The following is a 20,874-nucleotide window of genomic DNA, read 5'->3' as shown; positions in this document are numbered from 1 at the left end:
AAGTTTTTGTTAACCCGCATCATTCATTGCCGTTACACGTAAAGTCTCCCAAGGCAGTGCCCCGGCATCCACATGATGCACACGAACCGTCTTCTCCTCACCCGGAATCAGATCAAAGAAATTATCGTCCATAATCACCCAGGGTGCATCTAGTTCGATCATTACCATCCGGGCAACGCAATCTGAGATCAAGTGGATATGTCCTTTCGCTTCATCCACGGAGATCTGAACATGTGCGGGTTGATAATCCATATCCTTATAGTCTCTTAAATAGAGTACATAATCTTCTGTTACCCGTTTCTTCGAACGAAGTACGACCACAACCTCGCCAGCGCTATGTTGCTGCAGTACCTCAGCTTCAGTTAACTTGGCAAAATTAACTTTACTGTTCGAATCAACGGTAACGTCGAATGCACGCTGATATACAATTGTACCATCCATCCGATAGATCGTTAATTCCGCCTCATCCTGATAAACTTCGCGGCGATCATTGAGAGCCCATAGCTGCAGCTGTCCATTCGGATCATGATCCACACATAAGAGTACCGGTGCAAAGAATTTACGCGCATAGTGGTAGCTCGCCTTTGGTAAACCATAATAATCGATAACAGACCAGCTTGTTCCTGGCCAGCAATCATTGAACTGCCAGAATAAAGCCCCGCTTGTATCCGGCTTATTACGGCGGTAATGCTCAATGCCATACCTCAATCCCTCTGCCTGGGTCAGCATGGAGAATTGAATATATTCATTGATATCCTTCGGAACTCCTGTATAACCTTCCATGAGCATAATGCCCTTAGGATAATGGACATCTTTATTACGATACTTCATTTCATCGCTATCCCAATAGAACTGATTGTCCGGCATGTTCTTTGCTAAGGTGTAACGATTGGAAGCGGCATGCAGCCCGAATTCACTGGCGAATTTCGTGAAGTCTGACTTGAATCGTTTGAACGATATCCCTTCAACACTATAATCCTGTGTCTGCGGTTCACCAAACTGACGCGGCTCATTATTCCCATGCCAGACTTGCCAGTTATGGGTATCGCCCACATCACGTGAATTGTGATCATTGCCGCCAAAAGGCGAGCTAGGCCAAAACGTTCGTGTGGGATCGAGTTGCTCTAGTACTGCGGGCATGAGCTCATGATAAATTTTTTCTCCATAAAAGGGATGTGTGATCTCGCCGTTAGAGGACAGTGCCTCATACAACCAATCATTCTCGTTATTCCCACACCATAGAGCAAGGCTCGTACGACTGCGAAGACGTTTGACGACCTGCTCAATTTCGCGGTGAACATTATTCATGAAATTACGATTGTAATCTGGATACAATGCACAAGCGAACATGAAGTCCTGCCAGATTAAAATTCCTAACCGATCACATTCATCAAAGAAAATATCCCGCTCATAAATGCCTCCACCCCAAGCGCGAATCATATTCATATTGGCATCCTTGGCCATCTGAAGCAGATGTGTATAGCGGCTATCTGGCACGGTCGCAATAAAGCTATCAATAGGGATCCAATTTGCACCTTTAGCAAAAACTTTTACGCCGTTCAATACAAAAGTGAAAGCATGGCGCCCTTCTTCATCCAGCTGCATCAATTCGATCTTTCGAATCCCAAATGGCTGCTCATAGGTATCTATTAGCTCCCCATCAGCAAATAACGTAACGCGTAGATGATATAAGAAAGGCGTTCCTAGATCATGGGTCCACCATAACTTTGGATCCATCACCTGCAAGGTAACTGAATGATGAAGCGTACGCGCTGTAATCGCCCCGTCAACTGTAATCCCTGAAGCTCTGTCCAAAGCGACATTAGCTTCCGCAACACGCTCCGTCCCGTCCAATAATTCCACACGCGCCGTATACGAACATCCGCGATCAAAAGCATGTGCGCATAAATCCACATCAACAACACCTACTTGACCCTCTATCGAAGTTGTACGGGCAAACACATGATCTAAATGTGCATGACGCCGTTTGATCAGCTGTACCTCTTTCCATATGCCTGCACAGACCAGACGCGGACCCCAGTCCCAGCCAAAATGACTCTGCGCTTTACGTGTCCAAATCCGCTTCTTACTATAGCCCGACCAATAATATTGGACTTTATCGCCTGCGTGTACATGAATAGGATCAAATTTTACGGCAAGCGTATTTTTCCCTTTATTTAATTCACGGGTTACATCAAATGAATGGCTAATGAACATATTATCTGTTGATCCAAGCTCCACACCGTTGAGATATACGGTTGCATAGGTATCTAACCCTTCGAATAACAGCTCCATCTTCTCACCAGGTTTAAGATCCGAATCGTATGAAAAGACCGTACGATACCACCATACCTTTTCTTCAATCCAACGGCATTTCTGATCATGGTGGCCAAAGAAAGGATCATCAATAATGCCTTTCTCTCGAAGCGTCGTATGGATGTCACCGGGCACTGAGGTGGTCATCCAGAAATAATCAATAAACTCTGGCGATGCAACTTCAAGATCCCGGGCTTCCCCCACATGAAAATCACGAAGTTTCCAGTTTTCAGTTAATTTAATGTTCATTCTCTTCATCCTCTCCCCCAAATTAAAACGCCAAAACCACTTCGGTTTTGACGTTGTATTGTTATACGTATATCAAGCTATCTAAAATTTCTTGTACACTAAGTTCTGCGCAAGCCATTGATGTATCCGCGACTCCGTAATACATTTTAACAACATCGCCTTCCACGAGTGCACCGCAAGAGAATACAACATCGCCGAAGAATCCGTTCTTCTCATAATCCGCTTCCGGCTCCATGATAGGAGCATTAGAGCGCGCAATCACCTTCGAGGGGTCATTTAGATCTAACAAAACTGCTCCCATGCAATAACGATGTTCCAGCGTGGCTCCATGATACAGCTCCAGCCAGCCTTTCTCGGTCTTGAATGGAACCGCACCACCGCCAATCCGGCCGCTATCCCACATCCCCTCACGCAAACCGATCAGATGCTTATGGTTACCCCAATATAATAAGTTGTCCGATTCTGCGATCCATATTTCCGGATCTCCCGTACTTTTTGTTGTTGGACGGTGCAATGCATAATATTTGCCGTTAATTTTCTCTGGGAAAATCAATACGTCTTTATTATCCGGCCCAAAGATCATGCCGTGGTGAGTTACATTCACGAAATCTTTGGTTGATACCAGCGATTCTCCAACGCCCACAGGGGAGACTGCCGAGAAATAAATATAGTAGGTATCCCCAATTTGGGTTACCCGAGGATCTTCTACCCCGAAGGTCTCCAGTGAATTGGAAGGGTAAACAAATGGCTTCTCATCCACTGTAAAATGATGTCCATCCTTACTTCGAGCGATTCGGATATAAGATAATGAAGTCAAGTACTGAAATGTAGCACTAGCGGATTTATTTTTGATCACACGCGGATCAGAGAAGTCGAAGCGCTCATCATCTGTATTCAGATCCAAAATATCCAATTCATTGGTCTCCGGATTATAAATCGGAGCTTTCACAATTTTTGGATCCTTGCTAATTGGGCGTTCTGCTACACGGAGAAACATTAATATTTCACCATTATAGCTAGCAATACCGGCATTAAATGCACCAATCACTTCAAAGTCATCGTGATACGGCTTAACGTCCGCCGGTGTAATAAGTGGATTTTGTTCATAACGATAGATTTTCATGTTGTAATAACTCCCTTAACCAAATGGATTTCATACTTATAAAATTTCAAATTGAGCAAAAGGATCAGGGATTGTTGCTCGTTGTGCTTCCGCATCGCTGATTCCTGCATATATATTAGCTGTACCGTCCTCATGACGTACGAGCCCGCCGCTGAACACAACATCCTCCAAATCAGGACGTTTGGCAACGCCTGGCAAGAACTGATTGCGTACAGCGATTAATTGAATATCCGAGTACTCACCTGTTGCCGGATCGATAGCGAATACCATCGGGTAATAGTGACGATCGCCCGAATCATCAAAAGATGCGATATGCCCAAGAACACCGAGCAGTCCGTTCTTTAGCAAGTGTGCTTCATTCGCACCGCCCCACTCTTCATCAACAAACTGTCCATCCAATAACGGTGTTTCTTCGATCAATGGAATGGATAACGCTTCTAACGATGCAATGCGGGTAAAGCCGATTTTACCGCGTCCTCCTTTATCTCCTTGAGGGCGGGTCAGTACTCCGATGCTATCTTTCAGATCCACTAGGCGCAGATCTTTCATGCCATCCGGTCCTTTAAAGAATGGTTCTAAGCTCGCGATGTTCTTCCCGCGGTAAAATACTGTACGCCACATTAAGGCATCAGCCTTTACCGGATGTGGATAAATTTGAACGCCTCCAACTATCAATTCGCCATTAATTTTCGTGAAAAAAGGATCTTGAAGTTCAAGGGTAGGCGCTCCTTCACGGGGTACCCATTGTCCATCACGTTCGACAAAAAAAACGACATCGGAATGCTCGCTGTCACGGGATTCAACCCGACCCGCAATCACCCACTCACCCTCATCTTGGAATGGAGCTGTAATATTGTAGACATCTTTATGATCTACACCTGTGAATGTTAATTTCTGTGTATTGGTTACGGATACGTCTTTCATCGCGTATTCCATGAGCAGTTGTTCACATGTCTTCACAGCATTCTTGAGCAGTTTCATAATAATAAAGTTCCTCTCTAGTCAAATAATAGCGGGGCACGCATCCATATTGCGGCTTCATTCGGCAACAGACTTACCAAGTCTGTACCGCTCACTATGTCTCGGCGGCTTGATAATATATTAGTTGCTTGCCCATCCAGCAGCTCACTAGGATCAATCTGTATGCTCTGATTATCGTAATTCAAGGCTACGAGCGCTCTGGTATTGGTTTCTTTCAATGTTCTTACATATAAAATAAGATTGCCTCTGCGTTCCAGTACGTCATAATCCCCGAATTGAAATACATCCTGTGTATTGCGCAAGTGGAGAAGCTTTTTATAATAATGTAATAATGAATTCGGTTGATTGCATTCGGACTCCACGTTTAATTGCTGATAATTTGGGCCCATGCCAATCCATGGTGTTCCTGACGTAAACCCGCCATGTGGACTTGCGTTCCATTGCATTGGTGAGCGAGACGCATCTCTTCCCTTTGCATTCGCAATTTTCAGGGCTTCCGTTGGCGTTATCCCCCGCTGTAGTGCGATTTCATATGCCTTCAATCCTTGGATGTCCCGCATATCTTCCAGCTTATGGGCTACGAAATTCCGCATCCCAATCTCTTCACCGAAATATAAGAAGGGTACCCCTTTTGCGGTCAAGGCCAACGTTGCCATAAGGCGGGCCCGTTCTTCCTCAATCTCCGCGTCCCCTTCACCAAAACGCGAAATTACGCGGTCCATATCATGACTACCGAAGAATAACGTTGGAATCTGATCTGCATTGTGCACCTTCTCCATCGTCTTAAGCTCGGCGAACAAATTCTCTGGACTAAATTCCTTCTGGCTTCCCAGATTAAAATTAAAGACCACATCAAACTTACCCGTTCCGCTGTAACGCTTCAGCATGTCCATATCTTCAGAGCCGACTTCACCTACCATGAACATTCCGCTATGCGCATGAACAAACCCGCTAATTTCCTCGATGGCATCCATAATTCCATCTTGATTCTGATCATGTACATGCTTCTGCTCACCCGTTACTTCATCCATTGGGTTATCCGGGAATTGATCGGACACCGATAAGAAGTTGATAACATCTAACCGGAAGCCACTTACGCCTTTGCCCAGCCAATAAGCCATAACATCCTTCATCGCTTCTTTAACTTCGGGATTCGCCCAGTTCAAATCGACCTGTTCTTTCGCAAACCCATGATAGTAATACTGTTCTGTTGCAGCATCCCATTCCCACGCGGTTCCACCAAAAAACGATTCCCAGTTATTAGGTACGCCGCCGTTCACAGCGTCCTTCCAAATGTACCAATCCCGCTTCGGGTTCGTCCTTGAAGATCGGGATTCCTTGAACCATGCATGCTCTGAAGACGTATGATTCAGGACAAGATCGGCAATCACTCTGATCCCGCGAGCCTTCGCTTCCTGAATAAACCGTTCGAAATCTTCCATCGTTCCAAAGTCTGGATCAATCTGACAATAATCTGCAATGTCATACCCGTTATCTACTTTTGGAGACTTATAGAACGGCGTTAGCCAAATCCCTCCGGTGCCAAGTTCCCGCAAATAATCCAGCTTGGAAGTAAGACCGCCGAAATCACCAATCCCATCCCCGTTACTATCACAGAAGCTTGGCATATACACTTCATAGAATACCGTCCCTTTCCACCACGGCTGTTCCAACCGATAACCCCTCCTGCGCAGACCTATTTCAAGTTAAATTGCATGCCTTCCTGGAACTTCTTGCCGAAAATAATGAACAAAATAATGATTGGCAAGGTGAGCATCACTGCACCGGCATACATCGGACCCGGATACGATTGATACGGACCGAACATCTGAGATAATAAAACGTTCAATGTTAACATGCCGTCACTTCGGACGACGATCATATCCCATAGGAGTTCTGTCCAGCGTTCCATTAGCAGGAATAGGAATACAACGGTCGTAATGGACTTCGACATCGGCATCATAATCTTATACAGGATTTTGAAATCGGATGCCCCATCCAGCTTGGCGGCTTCAATGAAGGCATCGGGTACCGCCTTAAAGAAGTTGGTGTACATGAAGATCCCCCATAAACTCATCGCCTTGGGAATAATAAGCGCCCAATACGTATCGAACAGTCCTACTTTTTGAATAATCAAAAAGTTAGGGATGATCAGAATGATTGCCGGAAAGAACATATGAAACAACACAAAGTTGTTAATAGAGTCTCTCCCGCGGAATTTCAGCTTCGCCAACGCATAAGCGACCATAATCGCGAACATCATCATTAAGGCTGTAGATATCAGGGAAACGAACACACTGTTAAAGAAGGCGTGAATCCATGGTCTTGTAATCCCGGTCTCACCACCTGTAAAGAGCCATTGATACGAGCGCAGCGTAAATTTCGTCGGTATAAGCTTCCGGTCTACCTGTGACCAATCTGCAAGTGAGTTCAATACCATATATAAATAGGGGAATACCATAATCACGAGCAGTACGATCGCAATCAGATAGCGGATCGACAGCCGGAGCTTGATGTTTGAATTAGACCCAACCATTGCGCTTACCCCACATTTCCAGAATTTTTCGGATTACGAATATAGATATAAATGTCGCAACCGCAGCCATAATCGCGATAGCTGATGCGTAACCTGCCTGCAGGTTCTTAAATGCCTGACTGTATATTTCCATTTGCCATGTATTCGTTGCATAGTTCGGTCCGCCGCCTGTTAATTGGTAGACCTCAGTAAAGATACCGAATGTTGCACCAAAGGATAAAATTAAGGTTGTATAAATCGCAGGGTAAAGCAAAGGCAAGGTAATTTTCCAGAACCTTTGGCTGTCCTTCACGCCATCAATTGCCGCTGCTTCATATACTTCCTGATCAATGCTTTCTAAACCTGAAGTAAGAATTAACGCATAGTAACCTGTAAATTTCCAAGCCATAATCATCGCAACGACGAACAATGCCGAGAAAGATCCCCCGAGCCAGTCAATATCAAGACCTAACCGATCCCTTAGAAACGTCTGAACAGGACTTGTATGTGACAAAAAACCTTTTACAATAAGGGATGCAACAACCCCTGAGGATAGGTAAGGCAAGAAGAATCCAATAAGAAATACGGTTTTTAATTTAGGTAAGCCTTTTACAATTACCGCTACAAAAAGCGACATGGCTGTGACAATCGGTACAAATACGATCATAAATTTGTACGTTACCCAAAATGCCGATCTTACCCCTGGTGTGCCTAATGCTTTGGTAAAGTTCTTGAATCCTACAAAATCATAAGTTGGTGAAATCAAGTCCCAGTTAGTAAAAGACAAATATAGAGACCAAATAAGCGGGCCCAAGAAAAACACAGTCGAAAAAATAAGGTAAGGGCTGGCAAAAAGCCAGCCTAACCGATTATTATTTTTTTCAATCATTATTGAAGTTCCCCTTCAATCGCCTTCTTCATATTGTCCCAACCCGTTTTCGGATCAATCTCACCACGAACGATTTTGTTAAAGGCCTCTTGACCAATAAAGGTTTGCAATTCGTTGAATTTTGGATTGTCCATGGATGGAACAGCATTCGGGATTGCTTTTGCATACTCTTGCAATACAGGCGTTTTTTCAAATACTGGTTTAAACACTTCATTTGTACCTACATCATCACGTGCTGGAGGCAAGTTTGTTTCTTGGAAAAAGGCAACATCGTTTTTGTCATCCGAATATACCCACTTGATGAATTCTATTGCAGCAGCTTGTTGCTCTGGACTTGCCGATGCATAGATAACAATTCCTTTAGCATCCGCAAATGTTTTTGCATTCGCTGGATCCATACCGTCAGGTACAGGAGGCAAAGTTACTTCAAAGTTCTCCTTATACTGAAGCTCTGGATATTTCTCAGCCCATGTGCTGAATGTCCAAGGTCCTACATCCGTAAATACGCCCACTCCATTTTCAAAAGGTTCTGTTACATTCTGAGACAGCAGCCCTTTCTCCTTACGAAGATTGTCCACGAAAGTAAGAACGTCTACACCAGCTTTTTCATCGCCAACAAATTGGCTGCCTTCAATGAATTTGTTGCCATCTGAAGCTGCATTGTACAGCATAAAGAAGTCGAACCATCTTTTCCAAGAGGTAGGGTCTGCTAAGTCAGGTTTCGCCCAAAGATATTTATCCGGGTATTTTGCTTTTAATTTTTTCGTTGCCTCAATCACTTCACTGTATGTTCTTGGAACTTCGTTCACACCAGCTTCTTTCAAAATATCCGTTCTCCATCCGAACAACATTGCATTGGAGTAGATTGGAAGAACATATTGATGGCCATCGGCAAATTCCCAAGGCTCAATCGTTTTGGTCATATTACGTTTTGTCACAATATCATTGAAGCCAGCAATCGTATCCAATGGAACTAACGCTTTGCTGTTCGCAAGTTGTGCTGCAAAACCACGGCTAATATTCTCAGTCATCGTCGGAGCGCTTCCACCCGCGATTGCGGCTTGGATACTTGCCTCAGAAGTAGGGGACTCCTTGATCGCACTTACGTTAATTTTCACCTTAGGGTTAACAGTCTCGTACTCTTTGGCAATTTTCTGCCAATATGCTTGTTGAGTCGGGTTAGGTGCAGCCCAGAACTCAATAGTTGTTACTCCATCTGCTGAAGTGCCTGAATTACTGCTCTTTGATCCACAACCGGCAAGAATCGTGAATACAAGCGTAAGTGCAAGCATTACTGAAAGCTTCTTCTTCATAAAATAAACCCTCCCTGAGTATCGATGCACATCAGTGCAGCATTTTGTAATTCCTAGATATAATTTTGTAACGTTACAAAATTAGATAAATATATACCTGTAAGCTGCTTTGTAAGCGTTACAATTGCTATTATTATAGTTTTTAGCGAAAATGTCAACCTGTTATTCGAGTATTAATGAAAAAGACACAATTAATCACATTACAAATTAACTTTACTTAAATAGTTTGTAATGTTAAAATAATTTATAGTTGTAATGTAGTTTTACAGCATAATCTTTAGTATTATGAGAGACAGTATGGAAGAATATTCATTACACTTCTAATTAGAAAGGACGTATCTTCGCATGAAGGTGAAGGTAACAATGCAAGATATCGCCGATCGATTGAATATATCGAAGAACTCTGTTTCTCAGGCTCTGTCCGGTAAAGACGGTGTGAGTGAGGAAACGAGACAGTTAATTATCGATACTGCGAATGAAATGGGTTACACCTATTCGCGTGGGCGCAAAAGCACAGAAGAAGAAGCTGGAACCTTTGTCATTTTGGCATCAGAATTTGCATTTTCCAAACGTAACTTTTTTGGAGAAATTTATTTGAGTATTGAGAAGGAAGCAGCGAAGCGAAATAAGCGTATGGTTATTCAATCTATTGATCATCACGCTTCCGAACAATTGATTCTGCCTCCTATATTATTTGATCCTTCCGTAGAAGGGATCTTGATTCTGTCCCATATTACGACCCCATATATTCAAGCAGTGACGGGCACAGGGATTCCCACCGTGTTAATTGATCACCATCACCCTGATCTTAAGGCCGATAGTATTCTCACCAATAATCGTTATGCCGCTTATACAGCGGTGCAGCATTTAATTGAATTGGGACATACCCGTATTGGCTTCATCGGCAATATTCAATTCTCACCAAGCTATTACGAGCGTTTAGAAGGTTATCGCCTGGCTCTATACCAATCTGCAATTGAATACAACCCAATATGGGTGTTCGATCGTGCCATTGAAGAAATGGATGATGTGTTCAACGCTGTACAAAAGTTGGATAAGCAGCCTACGGCTTGGTTCTGTGTCAATGACGGCTTTGGGTTCTTGATCAATTCCGTGATGTACAAGCTTGGGTATCAGATCCCCCAAGATGTATCTATTGTGAGCTTTGATAATGGACAGTTATCGCGGATAACAACTCCTTTGACTACAACGATGGATGTAGATTTGTCTTACTTTGGACGAAAAGCTATAGAACAACTCTTCTGGCGCATTGATCATCCCGAGGAGCCTTTTATAGAAATTCTCCTTCCTACCCATCTGATCATTCGGGAATCCACACAACATCCAAATACATAATCAGTTCATATAGACAGGTATGTTGTATGGAGAATAAATACACGCACATCACAAAAAGGGAGAGTCCCACAAGCCATGAAATGGCTGTGGAACTCTCCCTTTAGTTTCAGATTAGGATGTATGTTGACGCTCGTTGTGGTCACTACATGAATGGACCGTTGTTCCATTCATCCTACTACCAATATCCTCGGATTCCGGTCTGCATGCGGATCAGCGCTTCCAAATAATAATAGTCTCCCCAAATCATATGGCCATCAGGCACACGTCCACCTCTGACATGATAGGAACCATGCTTTAGAAGCCCCTCCGCCTCCGGATTTCCGGATGTCGCATAATGTTCCGCTAAGGATTTCATGCTGCGGAGTAAGGCTGCTTCATAAATAGCACGATCCGGGTCATCTGCGTCCATAAGATCCAGCAGCTCCAAAAGACCGGAAGCCGCAATGGCTGAAGCCGAGCTGTCGCGAGGGGTACTCGCTTCCACCGGCACATCAAAATCCCAATACGCCACATTATCCTCTGGAAGATGGCTGATAAAGTAATGAGCCAGACTTTTAGAGGTATTAAGAAAGTCTTCCTCTCGTGTATAACGATAAGCCAGGGCAAATCCGTATATTCCCCACGCTTGACCACGTGTCCAGGTCGATCCATCCTCATAGCCTTGATGTGTTCCTCCACGAATTGCACTTCCTGTAGCTGGATCAAAGTAAAAAGTATGATAAGAGGAAGCATCCCCACGCACAAGAAATTTCCGGCTCTTTAACGCATGTTCGAGTGCTATATCATAATAGCGATTGTCCCCCGTTTCCTCCGCAGCCCAGAACAGCAGAGGCAAATTCATCAAGCAGTCAATAATGATACGTCCCGCATTCTCGGGGTCACTCTCTAAACCCCAGGCCTGGAGGATTCCAGCGTTTTCACGCCAGCGATTGCATAGTGTATCCGCAGCCTGTAGACCGACAACTCGGGCTTCTTCGCTGCCTGTTATTTTCCACTCTGCTACTGCAGTCAGTGAGTACAAAAAGCCAATATCATGATGGTCCAGGGCGATGTGATGATCCAGACGATGCTTAAAGTCTCCTAACCAAGAAGCTGCCGCCTCCTTATAGAATGAATCTTTGCTATATTCATAAGCAAGCCACATCATACCAACATAGAATCCCTCTATCCAATCGTCATTGTCTCCCCATTCGTATTGTTGCCCCTCAGCGATATGAGGCAGTTTGCCCGGATGGCCCGCGATATTACTCTCGATCTTGCGAATAGCATCCTCAATTGCCGTTGTCCACATCTTTGTCTCTCCTTTCCGATAAATCAACCGTATGAAGTACTGCTTGGTTACGAGGATCGCAGATAACAATCCTTCCGTCAGACTGCCGCTGAATAATCGGCGGTGATGACAGACTCTCCTGGTTCTCTGGGGTATTCGTAGCTCCGAAGACTGCAGATATTAATACCTGATCTCCCGGCTCCAATCTGGAGATCAAGCTCGGAAGAAACGTCCGAGGCTTCAGCAGATTAGTATTCGGTTCGGGTAGCACGCATTCTCCCCGGTCAAAACCACTTAGCATATGTATGGCACTGATTCCCCAGGGCAATTGCACCGAGACAGCAGTGTTAGATACATGAATGGTTTCCCGATCACTGCGTGAGAAGCCAGCAGACTGGCCAATGGCAAATCCACCCTCCGCTACGTCGAGACACCGGGCGCTGTGAATGCTGTGAATACGGACATGCCACAGCCCCGCTGGAATAATCCATGTCTTCACATGTACATCGCTCCAGGGATGCCAGCGTGAATATACATAATTCTCTCCAATTTCCCACGTCTCGCAGAATCTGCGTACCCGGTAATGTTCATCGCATTCACACAATGCTAATGTAGAGTCGTAAGCGCCTTGAACTAAGCCATAACCCGCCTTCGGCACACTGAATCCGAACAGCGTGGAGTAAGCAAACTTGGAATATTTAGCTGCGCTATGGGCCATATCAAAGTTAGCCATCTGACCAGAGGTATAGGCAATAACATGCTTATTTCCTTCCGGACGACTCACCAGCATACGTGCCTCTTCGAGTGGTAACATCTCTTTCAATACTGGCAGTGGTTCTTCTTCCGCTTGCCAAAAAGGATGATCGTCCGGCAAGGCAAGAATAAGCATAGCTTTAAAGGCCCAATACGGTGATCCCGGGGCATTGTAGTTCTCCGTCATTACCAGATTCGGGTAAGCATATCCGATGCTTAGTAATCCGTCTATTCCCATAATAGGCTTCTCAAACCACCAACGAAAATGACGCATTATAATTCCTTTGAGAACGCCATATGAAAAAGGAAGGACCTCGGCATACACCAGGGCACTCCAGAAAGAGACCTGCGCAAAACGATAGGTCAGACTACGTCCGAAAGGAATCGCACTTCCGTCCTCAGCAAACCAATACATAAAATCTTTGGCAAATTGCGCGGATCTTTCCCGGTAAACTGCAGCCCTCTGAGGATCATCATCCGCCATCAATTTAGCATATATCAGCGTATAATAATGCATAGCAAAAGCAATATAATAGTCTCTCTGATCGGTCAGCCCGTCGGAATACCAGCCATCACTCAAGTAATAGGTATCAATCTTCTCCAAATAATTATTCATTATCTCTTGATCGTAGGGCAATCCGACTTTCTTAAAGCCCACATTCACAAGAACCGTGAACATCAGCCAGTTATTCGGGTTCGAACGATCCACATGATTGATCTGGTTCAACCAGTTATATACCTGCATTTTCTGAACATCACTCAGCGGCTCCCACAGCTTATGCGGCGCAAGAGCAAGCCCCAGTCCCAGCACAGCCTGTTCCACCATACGCTGGTCTTTGGTTGAGAATTCACCCCAGTATTCTTCATGTTCAGGGTCAGTCCCATTGACGATCCCCTCGAGGAACTTCGGCCAAAGCGCACTCTCCCCTCCCCCGCTGGCATGGGGAACAAGCCCCCATAACGGACGAGCGAAGGCTTCCATAAGCGCGGTAGCTTCATTGTATATTGATCCTGTAGCTCCCATATCGATTCCTGCACATCCAGAAGTAAATCGATTCTCCAGCGGAGCATATAGGTCATTTAAGAACATTTGTAATTCATTTTTAGTACCCTTCAGTTCCACAGTAATGGTTCCTCCAATCCTTACTCAATGCCAAGCCGCATATTCACTGGGCCTCATGCCCATTTCCCGTTTAAACAGCTTGATAAAATAACTTTTGTTGGCATATCCCAGATACTCGGAGATCTCTTCCACAGTCTTTCCAGACTGATTAAGCAGCTCTTTTGCCTTCTGAAGCTTTAGCATATTTACATATTCGATGAAATTCTGGTTTGTTTCCCGTTTGAACAAGCGGCTGAAATAGCTGGCATTCAAGTTCAGGCGTCCAGCCATGTCCTCCAGCGTTATTTTCTCCGTTACATGACTGATCACGAACTGCTGGGCTTTAATAACTTCGCTCCGTTTGGACTTAATAGAGAATATACTTATTTTCCGCGCTAATTCTTCCAAGTACTGAACTAGCCACTCTTCCAAATGCTCGAGGGTATCAATGTCACTCACCACGCTAAACAGCTTTTCTTCGGCCATAGGCAATGGAGACTGCAGCAGCTGTTTCGTCTTCAATTGCAAGTCCATCAGCAACCGGAGAACACATTCCTTAACTTCATTTGGATGAAACTTTTGCGTTGCCACCCATTCTCGCCATTCCTTTACATGAACACGAAGCTCTGTTTCCCTATTCAAGGCAATATCATCATTAATAACAGCGTACAGACTTCCATATTCGGCATAAATATCATCCCGCGAAAAGCTAATCTCTTCAAAACGGTGAATGCCCGCCGCCGGAAAATAAAACCGCTGGATCTTCTCCTTTAGCATCCGCTGCAGTGTTCCGCGAATTTCCTCAGGACTGCGCGCCTCAGCACCAAATATGCAGGAGACAGACAGCTTGAGATATTTCTGTACCGCAGAGGCTGCATTTTGAATGGAATGATAAATCGCTTGGTGGTCTCTGGAAGACTGGTCGCTGCAGAAAAGAATAACAATCTCCTTATGGCTGTATCTCGAAATAAATAAACTGTGATCAGCCTCAAGCACTTCCTGCATAATATTCTCGACGGCAAAAGAAATCGTATATTCACTCATACGGCGCAGCCGTGAGGCTTCCTCTGGACGGTCAATCACTATAAGCATTGGAATGTAGGTCTTGGCATGGATCATAATTCCGTTTGACCGGGCTTGCTCGATCCAAGCCACCTTGTCCCAAGATTGGTATAACGTATCTTTTAGAAACTTTTCTTTTAGCGCAGCACGGTTTTGTGATTGCTTTTGCTTATATACCTGCATCTCGGTATGCTGCTGCCTGTTCAGACCCACTTCCTTCACAAGTGTTCTGAGTGCATGTTCCAGCTGCTCGATATTCAGTGATTCTTTTAAAATATATTCTCCTACGTTTAATTTCAGCGCCTGCTGAGCGTATTTGAACTCGTTGTGGCAGGACAGAATAATCGCACGAATTCCGGGCTTCATCGCTCTGAATTTCTCAAGCATCTCCAGTCCGTTCATCTTAGGCATGCCAATATCGGTGATAATCAGATCCGGTGGATTCTGCCGTGCTTTTTCCCAAGCCTCAAGACCGCTATAATAACATCCGGTGAGTTCAATCCCGAGCTCACTCCATGACACGGCCTGCGACAAATAACGGATAACCGGATAGTCATCATCCACCAAAATTGCCGTCAGCATTCTCTATACCCACCTTTCCGTAGTTCAGTGGAAACTCCAAACAAATCTCCGTACCCACATCAGGTTCGCTTGATATATTCAACTTAAATGAAGCACCATAAATCATACTGAGGCGTTGGGCCACATTACGTAAGCCTATGCCGGAGAATCCTTTTCTGTCCTCTTCTGCAATTTGCTCACTACTGTATGCGGTTTCACGAAGTCTTTTTAAATTCTCCTGTGACATTCCGATGCCATTATCCTTAATGGTGATAACCAAGGTTCCTGTAGTTGCAATAATACGAGCTTCAATAAAGATCTCACCACCAAACTGCTCGAAACCATGGATGATGGCATTCTCGATCATAGGCTGAATCATAAACCGAGGTACCAGTGCTTCAGCAGTTCCGTCTGCTAAATTCATTTCCAGCCTGACCTGATTGGCATGACGAAAATTCATCAAAGTCACATAATGAGATATCGTATCTGTCTCCTCACGAAGCGGGATAAACTCATTGTCTCTGTTAAAGGTCATACGGAGCAAAGACGACAACGAACCAATCAACTCGGCGTTCTCCTTGTCTCCTTGCATCAGAATATTTAACCGGATCGAATTGAGCAGATTAAACATAAAGTGCGGATTGATCTGTGCCTGCAGCATTTCCAGTTCAGCTTTTCTCTTTCCTGTTTGCTCATAGGTGATTTGTTCAATCATGGATTCGATTCGATCTAGCATTTGGTCGATGGTACGGGCCAGTTGAGCCGCCTCATTATTCCCACGGATTAGCGAACGTTCGTCCAATTGACCACGACCTATTCGCTTTACAAAAGCACTTAATTTCACGATGGGCTGAGTCAGCTTAGAGATTAGAACGGTTAAGAGAACGGAAAAGAAGGTAAAGAATAGAATTTGCACGGCTAAGCTGATAAATAAAATCTGTTTATTCTTTGACAATGCCGCCTTCATAGGGATAATGCTCACCATCTGCCATCTGTTGCTGCTCAGCTCCTGGTCAACATACAAGAATTTCTCCCCACTGATCTCGACAGTATCAAGCCGACCTTCCTTTTTCCACCACGTCATTGTTTCACCAATTCGGGCTGGATCAGCATGTGAGACTACAGTTCCCTTGTCATCCAAAAGCATCATCTCTTTGCCATTGTCATTGTTCAGATAAGGGCGGAGTTTACGCTCATTGATGTTAATAATCATATATCCGATCGTGCTGCTGGAGGTCGATTGTATAGGTCTCGCAATAGTTACCCAATTGGCTGAGCCCTTATCAGAATAGTTGTAGTATGTGTCGTGCTCCGCTCTCCAGAAAGTCGAAATCGGCTGAGTTTGTTTCAATAGTGACATCCAACGCTCGCTATAAAAGGTTTTCGGATTAAAGTCGCTATAAGGATAACTCGTATAAATAAATCCATTCTTACCGATCAGCGTCACTTTCAAATACTCTGAAAGAACGAACATATCATCCAGCATCCGCGACATACGGTTATACTGGATGATCTCTTTCGCTGAATGGAGCGACTCTGGAACAGCAGACATCATCTGCCTGATTTCGCTGTTCTGAAGCACAAAATTGGACTGCTCGAGCGTTTGTTCAAAAATGGCATTCATATTGGCACTGGACGCATTGAGAGATTCTCTTGCGCTGCCAACAGCCTTCTCCAGAATCAGATCCCGGGTTAAATAATCTGTAACCATGTAAATGCAGACTAGCGGGATCAGTACGCAAATCATTGAAGACCAGACAAGTTTCATTCGAAGTGATTGATGCTTTCTAAACACGGATGACAGGCCCCATATCTGTTTTAAATTTGGAGCAGGAGGCAGAAATGCTTTCCTGCCCCCACATTATAAGCCCCCTTGGGGAAGCGTACAATCAGTCTCCGCCTACTTTCCGCTGTTGTTCTGAACGACTTCCGAAATTTTCTTATCGATATTGGCAACTGTGACATCCAGATCCTGTTGGCCAAGGAGATACATTTCCGCTTCTGGAATAACGTTGTTCTTAGCTTCATCCGCATATTTAGCCGGAACTTGCGTCGCACCAGGTGCCGAATTCTCCATCGTATATTTCAGGGAATCAACATCAATCATAGATGGATCCTTAGAACCACTCACAATCGTATCCACCAATTTGTTCGTATCCGATTTCGCCCAGCCAGAGAAGACACGTCCGCCAATTTCCAGTCCTTCTGAGGTATACCAGCGTACAAAGGTGTAAGCAGCTTCCTTATGCTTGGATTTAGCAGCTATCCCCATATAGGTTGGCTGAACAGGTGAGTAATGTTTGCTCTCACTATCCAGTCGAGGGATCGGCGCAAACGCGGTAACGAAGGTTGCTGGAATGGCATCCGTACCACCCGATTCCGCAACCATCCAGTCACCCATCGGAAGCATCGCTGCTAAACCATTAAAATACTGATTCCGGTAGGCAAGCTTCTGCGAAATAATATCCTCGTAAGGAGTAGCACTCTTATCTTCGTACATCATTTTCTTCATCATCTGCAGATTAGCCTTAAATTGCGGGTCCAGGGCATTGGAGGTTCCGTCAGATTTTAGAAAAGTATTATCCTCAGGTTTACTCATCAGCTGGAGTTGGAAATAATCTGGCCAATTGTGCAGATATGCGCCAAAACGCTTCGTTGCGCCCTCACCCTTGGTCAATTTCTTGGCATACTCTTCGAAATCCGCCCAAGTCCAGTCGGTCGGAACCGGCAGACCAGCCTCATCTAGCATTTCTTTGTTAAGAAGCACGAACCAGCGCTGCATAGATGACGGTAACGCATAGACCTTGCCATTGACCGTAGTGTCCACTAGATATTCATCGGAGAGCTTATACCCTTCTTTCTGAATATATTCGTCCATCGGTGCTAACACACCGATATCTGCACGCTGCGAATAGTTGGTATACGGCAGTTCAACAATATCCAGCGGGTCACTTGCAGCGGCCATCAAATCCAGCTTCTGCATAGAGGCTACAGAATCCCCTTTTTCATTCAGTAGATCCACTTCTACATGAATGTCGGGATGCGCCTTCTCAAACTCTGCGATAATCGTGCTCCACTTCGCTTTGGCTTCCGTCTGCCAGGTACTCAGCTTCAACGTAACCTTCTCTGCTGCAGGCTCCTTATTTCCACCAGCATCAGGCGCATCTGTTGCTCCTGCATTATTTGTTTTCGCATTTCCACCGCAAGCGGCCAATGACAACGCCATAGATGTGATCATAAGCACGGATAATAATTTCTTTTTCATATAGACCCTCCTATAAATGTGTTGGGTATACCTCGCTTTACAGCCAAAGCTATGTAACTGCTTACAAGAACATCCTAACATGCAGGATAGACGAGGAAAGTTCTCATATTCTACCGAAGAGAAACTATTTTGACTTTTATTATCCTTTCACGCCTCCGAGGGCAATTCCCTCAATAACCTGCTTCTGACCGAGAGCAAAAATAATCAGCAGTGGCAGAATTGCAGATACCGCACCAGCCATCATGAGGGAATAAACATCTCCGTATTGGTCCCCAAACAACCGAATACCTAACTGAATAGTAAACAGCTCTTTAGATTTCAAAAAAATGAGTGGGTACTGATAGTCGTTCCAGGTCCAGATAAAACGCAGAATAGCATAAGTAGCTACAGCGGGACGGATCAGCGGAAATGCAATTTGTAGAAAAGAACGAAAATGACCTGCTCCATCCATCCGCGCCGATTCAAGATACTCGTTGTTTACCCCCATAAAAAATTGTTTGAGCATAAACGCACCGATAATACTAAAGCTGTTAATTAAGATCAATCCTAAATGCGTATCAATCAGATTCAGCCAGTTAAATAGTAGAAACTGTGGAACCAGCGAAGCCTGTGGAGGAACCATGTAAAGGGCCAATACAACTACAAACATCGCATCTCTACCCGGAAAACGCAGCTTGGAGAACCCATAAGCAGCCAGTGCGCATATCAGCACATTAATTATAGTCGTTGCCAGCGTAATATAAATGGAATTTCCGTAATAACGAGCGAAATCACCTGACCAAACCTGTTTATAATTCTCAATGAGGTTCCACTGCTGCGGCAGCCATTGTATCGGAAAATCAAACACATCTTTCTCGAGTTTAAAGGAAGTGGATAACATCCATAGAAACGGTAAAAGAAATGCGATACCTAACAGTCCCATTGCGATTGTCCAGAACGTTCTGGATAGAAGCTCTTTTCTCACTGTAATTTCTCCTTTCTGCCTTTAATAATTGACCCATTTTTTTTGCGCTAACATCTGCAGGGCTGTAATGATCAGGCAGATGAGAAACAGGACAAGTGCCATGCTAGAGGCATAACCAGTCTTCAATTGATTGAAGGCGGTGTCATATAGCTCATAAACGATAACGGTCGTGGAATTGGCCGGTCCACCCTGTGTCAGCACTTGGATCAGATCGAAGATTTTAAATGAACCAATGACCCCTGTAACCAGCAGGAAAAAGGTAGTTGGCGAAATGCAGGGAACCGTGATATTGCGGAATTTCCGCCAGCTATTGGCCCCATCAATATCAGCTGCTTCATAAAGGTCCTTCGGAATACTCTGTAACCCAGCGATAAAAATAATAATGTTGTAACCGAGCTGAATCCAAATCTGGATCAACATAAGTGACGGCAAAGCATAATGGATATCAGCTAACCATTTTGGCGGATTACTCCAACCCAGTGACATCAGGAATTGATTTACAGGTCCTAATGAGGGATGAAACATTACCTGCCAAACCATAGCGATGGCAACTACACTGGAGATGTAGGGAAGGAAGTAGATCACTTTAAACAAGTCCTTCAGGAACACCTGTTTATCAATCAGGATCGCTAACAGCAGAGCAACGATGATCGTAACCGGTACTGTGATAATAAAGAGCAGATTGTTCAGCAAGCTTTTCATAAAAGCATCATCATGAAACAGCCTTATGAAATTATCCATGCCCGCGAACTTAATCCCCCCTAACCCAGCCACAAAGTTCCAGTTCGTGAAGCTTAACAGCAGTGAGCCCAGCACTGGGATCAAGGTCAAGATGATCAGCCCCAACATCAGTGGAGCGACGAATAAATACCCAGCGATTGCTTCGCGCGTATCCATTTTAAGATGAAATTTTCGTATCATAGTTCTCCTCCTTTACTTATCCATAATTGTAGAAAAAGTAAGCCGTAATCATAAGAACTAGAATTGTTCATTTTGGAACGAATTTTACCGATCCTGTAGTTGCGAAATTTTCTAGACAACCAAGTATAAACACCTTTGGCGTCCTTATAAGGACGCCAAAGGTGTTTATGCGAGAAATATAAGACATAAAGTATATTGTAAAACTTATACTTTCTTATATTTGCAAAAAAGCGC

Annotated in this window: 15 protein-coding genes; 1 reads left to right on the top strand and 14 read right to left on the bottom strand. The window is 44.4% G+C overall.

Annotation, left to right across the window (positions count from 1 at the left end):
• Positions 1-9 precede the first annotated feature (9 nt).
• The 7 genes from PAENI_RS21750 to PAENI_RS21720 all read right to left on the bottom strand — a co-directional run bounded on the left by PAENI_RS21750 (position 10) and on the right by PAENI_RS21720 (position 9,386).
• The gene (locus PAENI_RS21750) at positions 10-2,559 is read right to left on the bottom strand and encodes a beta-mannosidase (protein WP_149647053.1); all 2,550 of its coding nucleotides are present in this window, start codon (positions 2,557-2,559) and stop codon (positions 10-12) included.
• A gap of 67 nt (positions 2,560-2,626) precedes the next feature.
• Entirely contained in the window at positions 2,627-3,688 is a 1,062-nt protein-coding gene (locus PAENI_RS21745) for a BtaManbiosPhlase (protein WP_042190695.1), read from the bottom strand.
• A gap of 36 nt (positions 3,689-3,724) precedes the next feature.
• The gene (locus PAENI_RS21740) at positions 3,725-4,669 is read right to left on the bottom strand and encodes an MTP-1 family protein (protein WP_076284698.1); all 945 of its coding nucleotides are present in this window, start codon (positions 4,667-4,669) and stop codon (positions 3,725-3,727) included.
• A gap of 17 nt (positions 4,670-4,686) precedes the next feature.
• Entirely contained in the window at positions 4,687-6,342 is a 1,656-nt protein-coding gene (locus PAENI_RS21735) for an alpha-glucosidase (protein WP_262495687.1), read from the bottom strand.
• 23 nt (positions 6,343-6,365) lie between these two features.
• The gene (locus tag PAENI_RS21730; protein WP_149646682.1) at positions 6,366-7,205 is read right to left on the bottom strand and encodes a carbohydrate ABC transporter permease; all 840 of its coding nucleotides are present in this window, start codon (positions 7,203-7,205) and stop codon (positions 6,366-6,368) included.
• Positions 7,192-8,070, bottom strand: a complete 879-nt coding sequence (locus PAENI_RS21725; RefSeq protein WP_188114673.1) for a carbohydrate ABC transporter permease — start codon at positions 8,068-8,070, stop codon at positions 7,192-7,194. The genes PAENI_RS21730 and PAENI_RS21725 overlap by 14 nt, the downstream gene beginning before the upstream one ends.
• Positions 8,071-8,072: 2 nt before the next feature.
• Positions 8,073-9,386 carry an ABC transporter substrate-binding protein gene (locus tag PAENI_RS21720; RefSeq protein ID WP_149646680.1) on the bottom strand — a complete coding sequence of 438 codons (1,314 nt, stop codon included), beginning with the start codon at positions 9,384-9,386 and terminating at the stop codon, positions 8,073-8,075.
• A gap of 345 nt (positions 9,387-9,731) precedes the next feature.
• On the opposite strand from PAENI_RS21720, the gene PAENI_RS21715 reads away from it, so the two are divergent.
• Entirely contained in the window at positions 9,732-10,742 is a 1,011-nt protein-coding gene (locus tag PAENI_RS21715; protein ID WP_149646679.1) for a LacI family DNA-binding transcriptional regulator, read from the top strand.
• Positions 10,743-10,917: 175 nt separating this feature from the next.
• Here the strand turns inward: PAENI_RS21715 and PAENI_RS21710 are convergent, their stop codons facing one another.
• The 7 genes from PAENI_RS21710 to PAENI_RS21680 all read right to left on the bottom strand — a co-directional run bounded on the left by PAENI_RS21710 (position 10,918) and on the right by PAENI_RS21680 (position 20,640).
• The gene (locus PAENI_RS21710; protein WP_149646678.1) at positions 10,918-12,033 is read right to left on the bottom strand and encodes a glycoside hydrolase family 88 protein; all 1,116 of its coding nucleotides are present in this window, start codon (positions 12,031-12,033) and stop codon (positions 10,918-10,920) included.
• Positions 12,014-13,888, bottom strand: a complete 1,875-nt coding sequence (locus PAENI_RS21705; protein ID WP_262495686.1) for a DUF2264 domain-containing protein — start codon at positions 13,886-13,888, stop codon at positions 12,014-12,016. The genes PAENI_RS21710 and PAENI_RS21705 overlap by 20 nt, the downstream gene beginning before the upstream one ends.
• A 24-nt stretch (positions 13,889-13,912) precedes the next feature.
• A complete protein-coding gene (locus tag PAENI_RS21700; RefSeq protein WP_149646677.1) occupies positions 13,913-15,511 on the bottom strand; it encodes a response regulator transcription factor in 1,599 nt (532 codons plus the stop codon).
• Positions 15,486-17,285: a cache domain-containing sensor histidine kinase gene (locus tag PAENI_RS21695; RefSeq protein WP_256716403.1), complete on the bottom strand. Its 1,800-nt coding sequence runs from the start codon at positions 17,283-17,285 to the stop codon at positions 15,486-15,488. The genes PAENI_RS21700 and PAENI_RS21695 overlap by 26 nt, the downstream gene beginning before the upstream one ends.
• A 105-nt stretch (positions 17,286-17,390) precedes the next feature.
• The gene (locus PAENI_RS21690; RefSeq protein ID WP_149646676.1) at positions 17,391-18,755 is read right to left on the bottom strand and encodes an ABC transporter substrate-binding protein; all 1,365 of its coding nucleotides are present in this window, start codon (positions 18,753-18,755) and stop codon (positions 17,391-17,393) included.
• A gap of 139 nt (positions 18,756-18,894) precedes the next feature.
• Positions 18,895-19,677 (bottom strand): carbohydrate ABC transporter permease, encoded by a 783-nt coding sequence (locus PAENI_RS21685; protein WP_042194330.1) that lies wholly within the window; start codon positions 19,675-19,677, stop codon positions 18,895-18,897.
• A gap of 63 nt (positions 19,678-19,740) precedes the next feature.
• The gene (locus tag PAENI_RS21680) at positions 19,741-20,640 is read right to left on the bottom strand and encodes a carbohydrate ABC transporter permease (RefSeq protein ID WP_076284705.1); all 900 of its coding nucleotides are present in this window, start codon (positions 20,638-20,640) and stop codon (positions 19,741-19,743) included.
• Between the last annotated feature and the right edge of the window lie 234 nt (positions 20,641-20,874).

The organism is Paenibacillus sp. B2(2019), assembly GCF_008370385.1.
GTDB lineage: Bacteria > Bacillota > Bacilli > Paenibacillales > Paenibacillaceae > Paenibacillus_AQ.
Note: the sequence above shows the minus strand (reverse complement) of the source record. Positions and strands in the feature narration are given on the sequence as shown.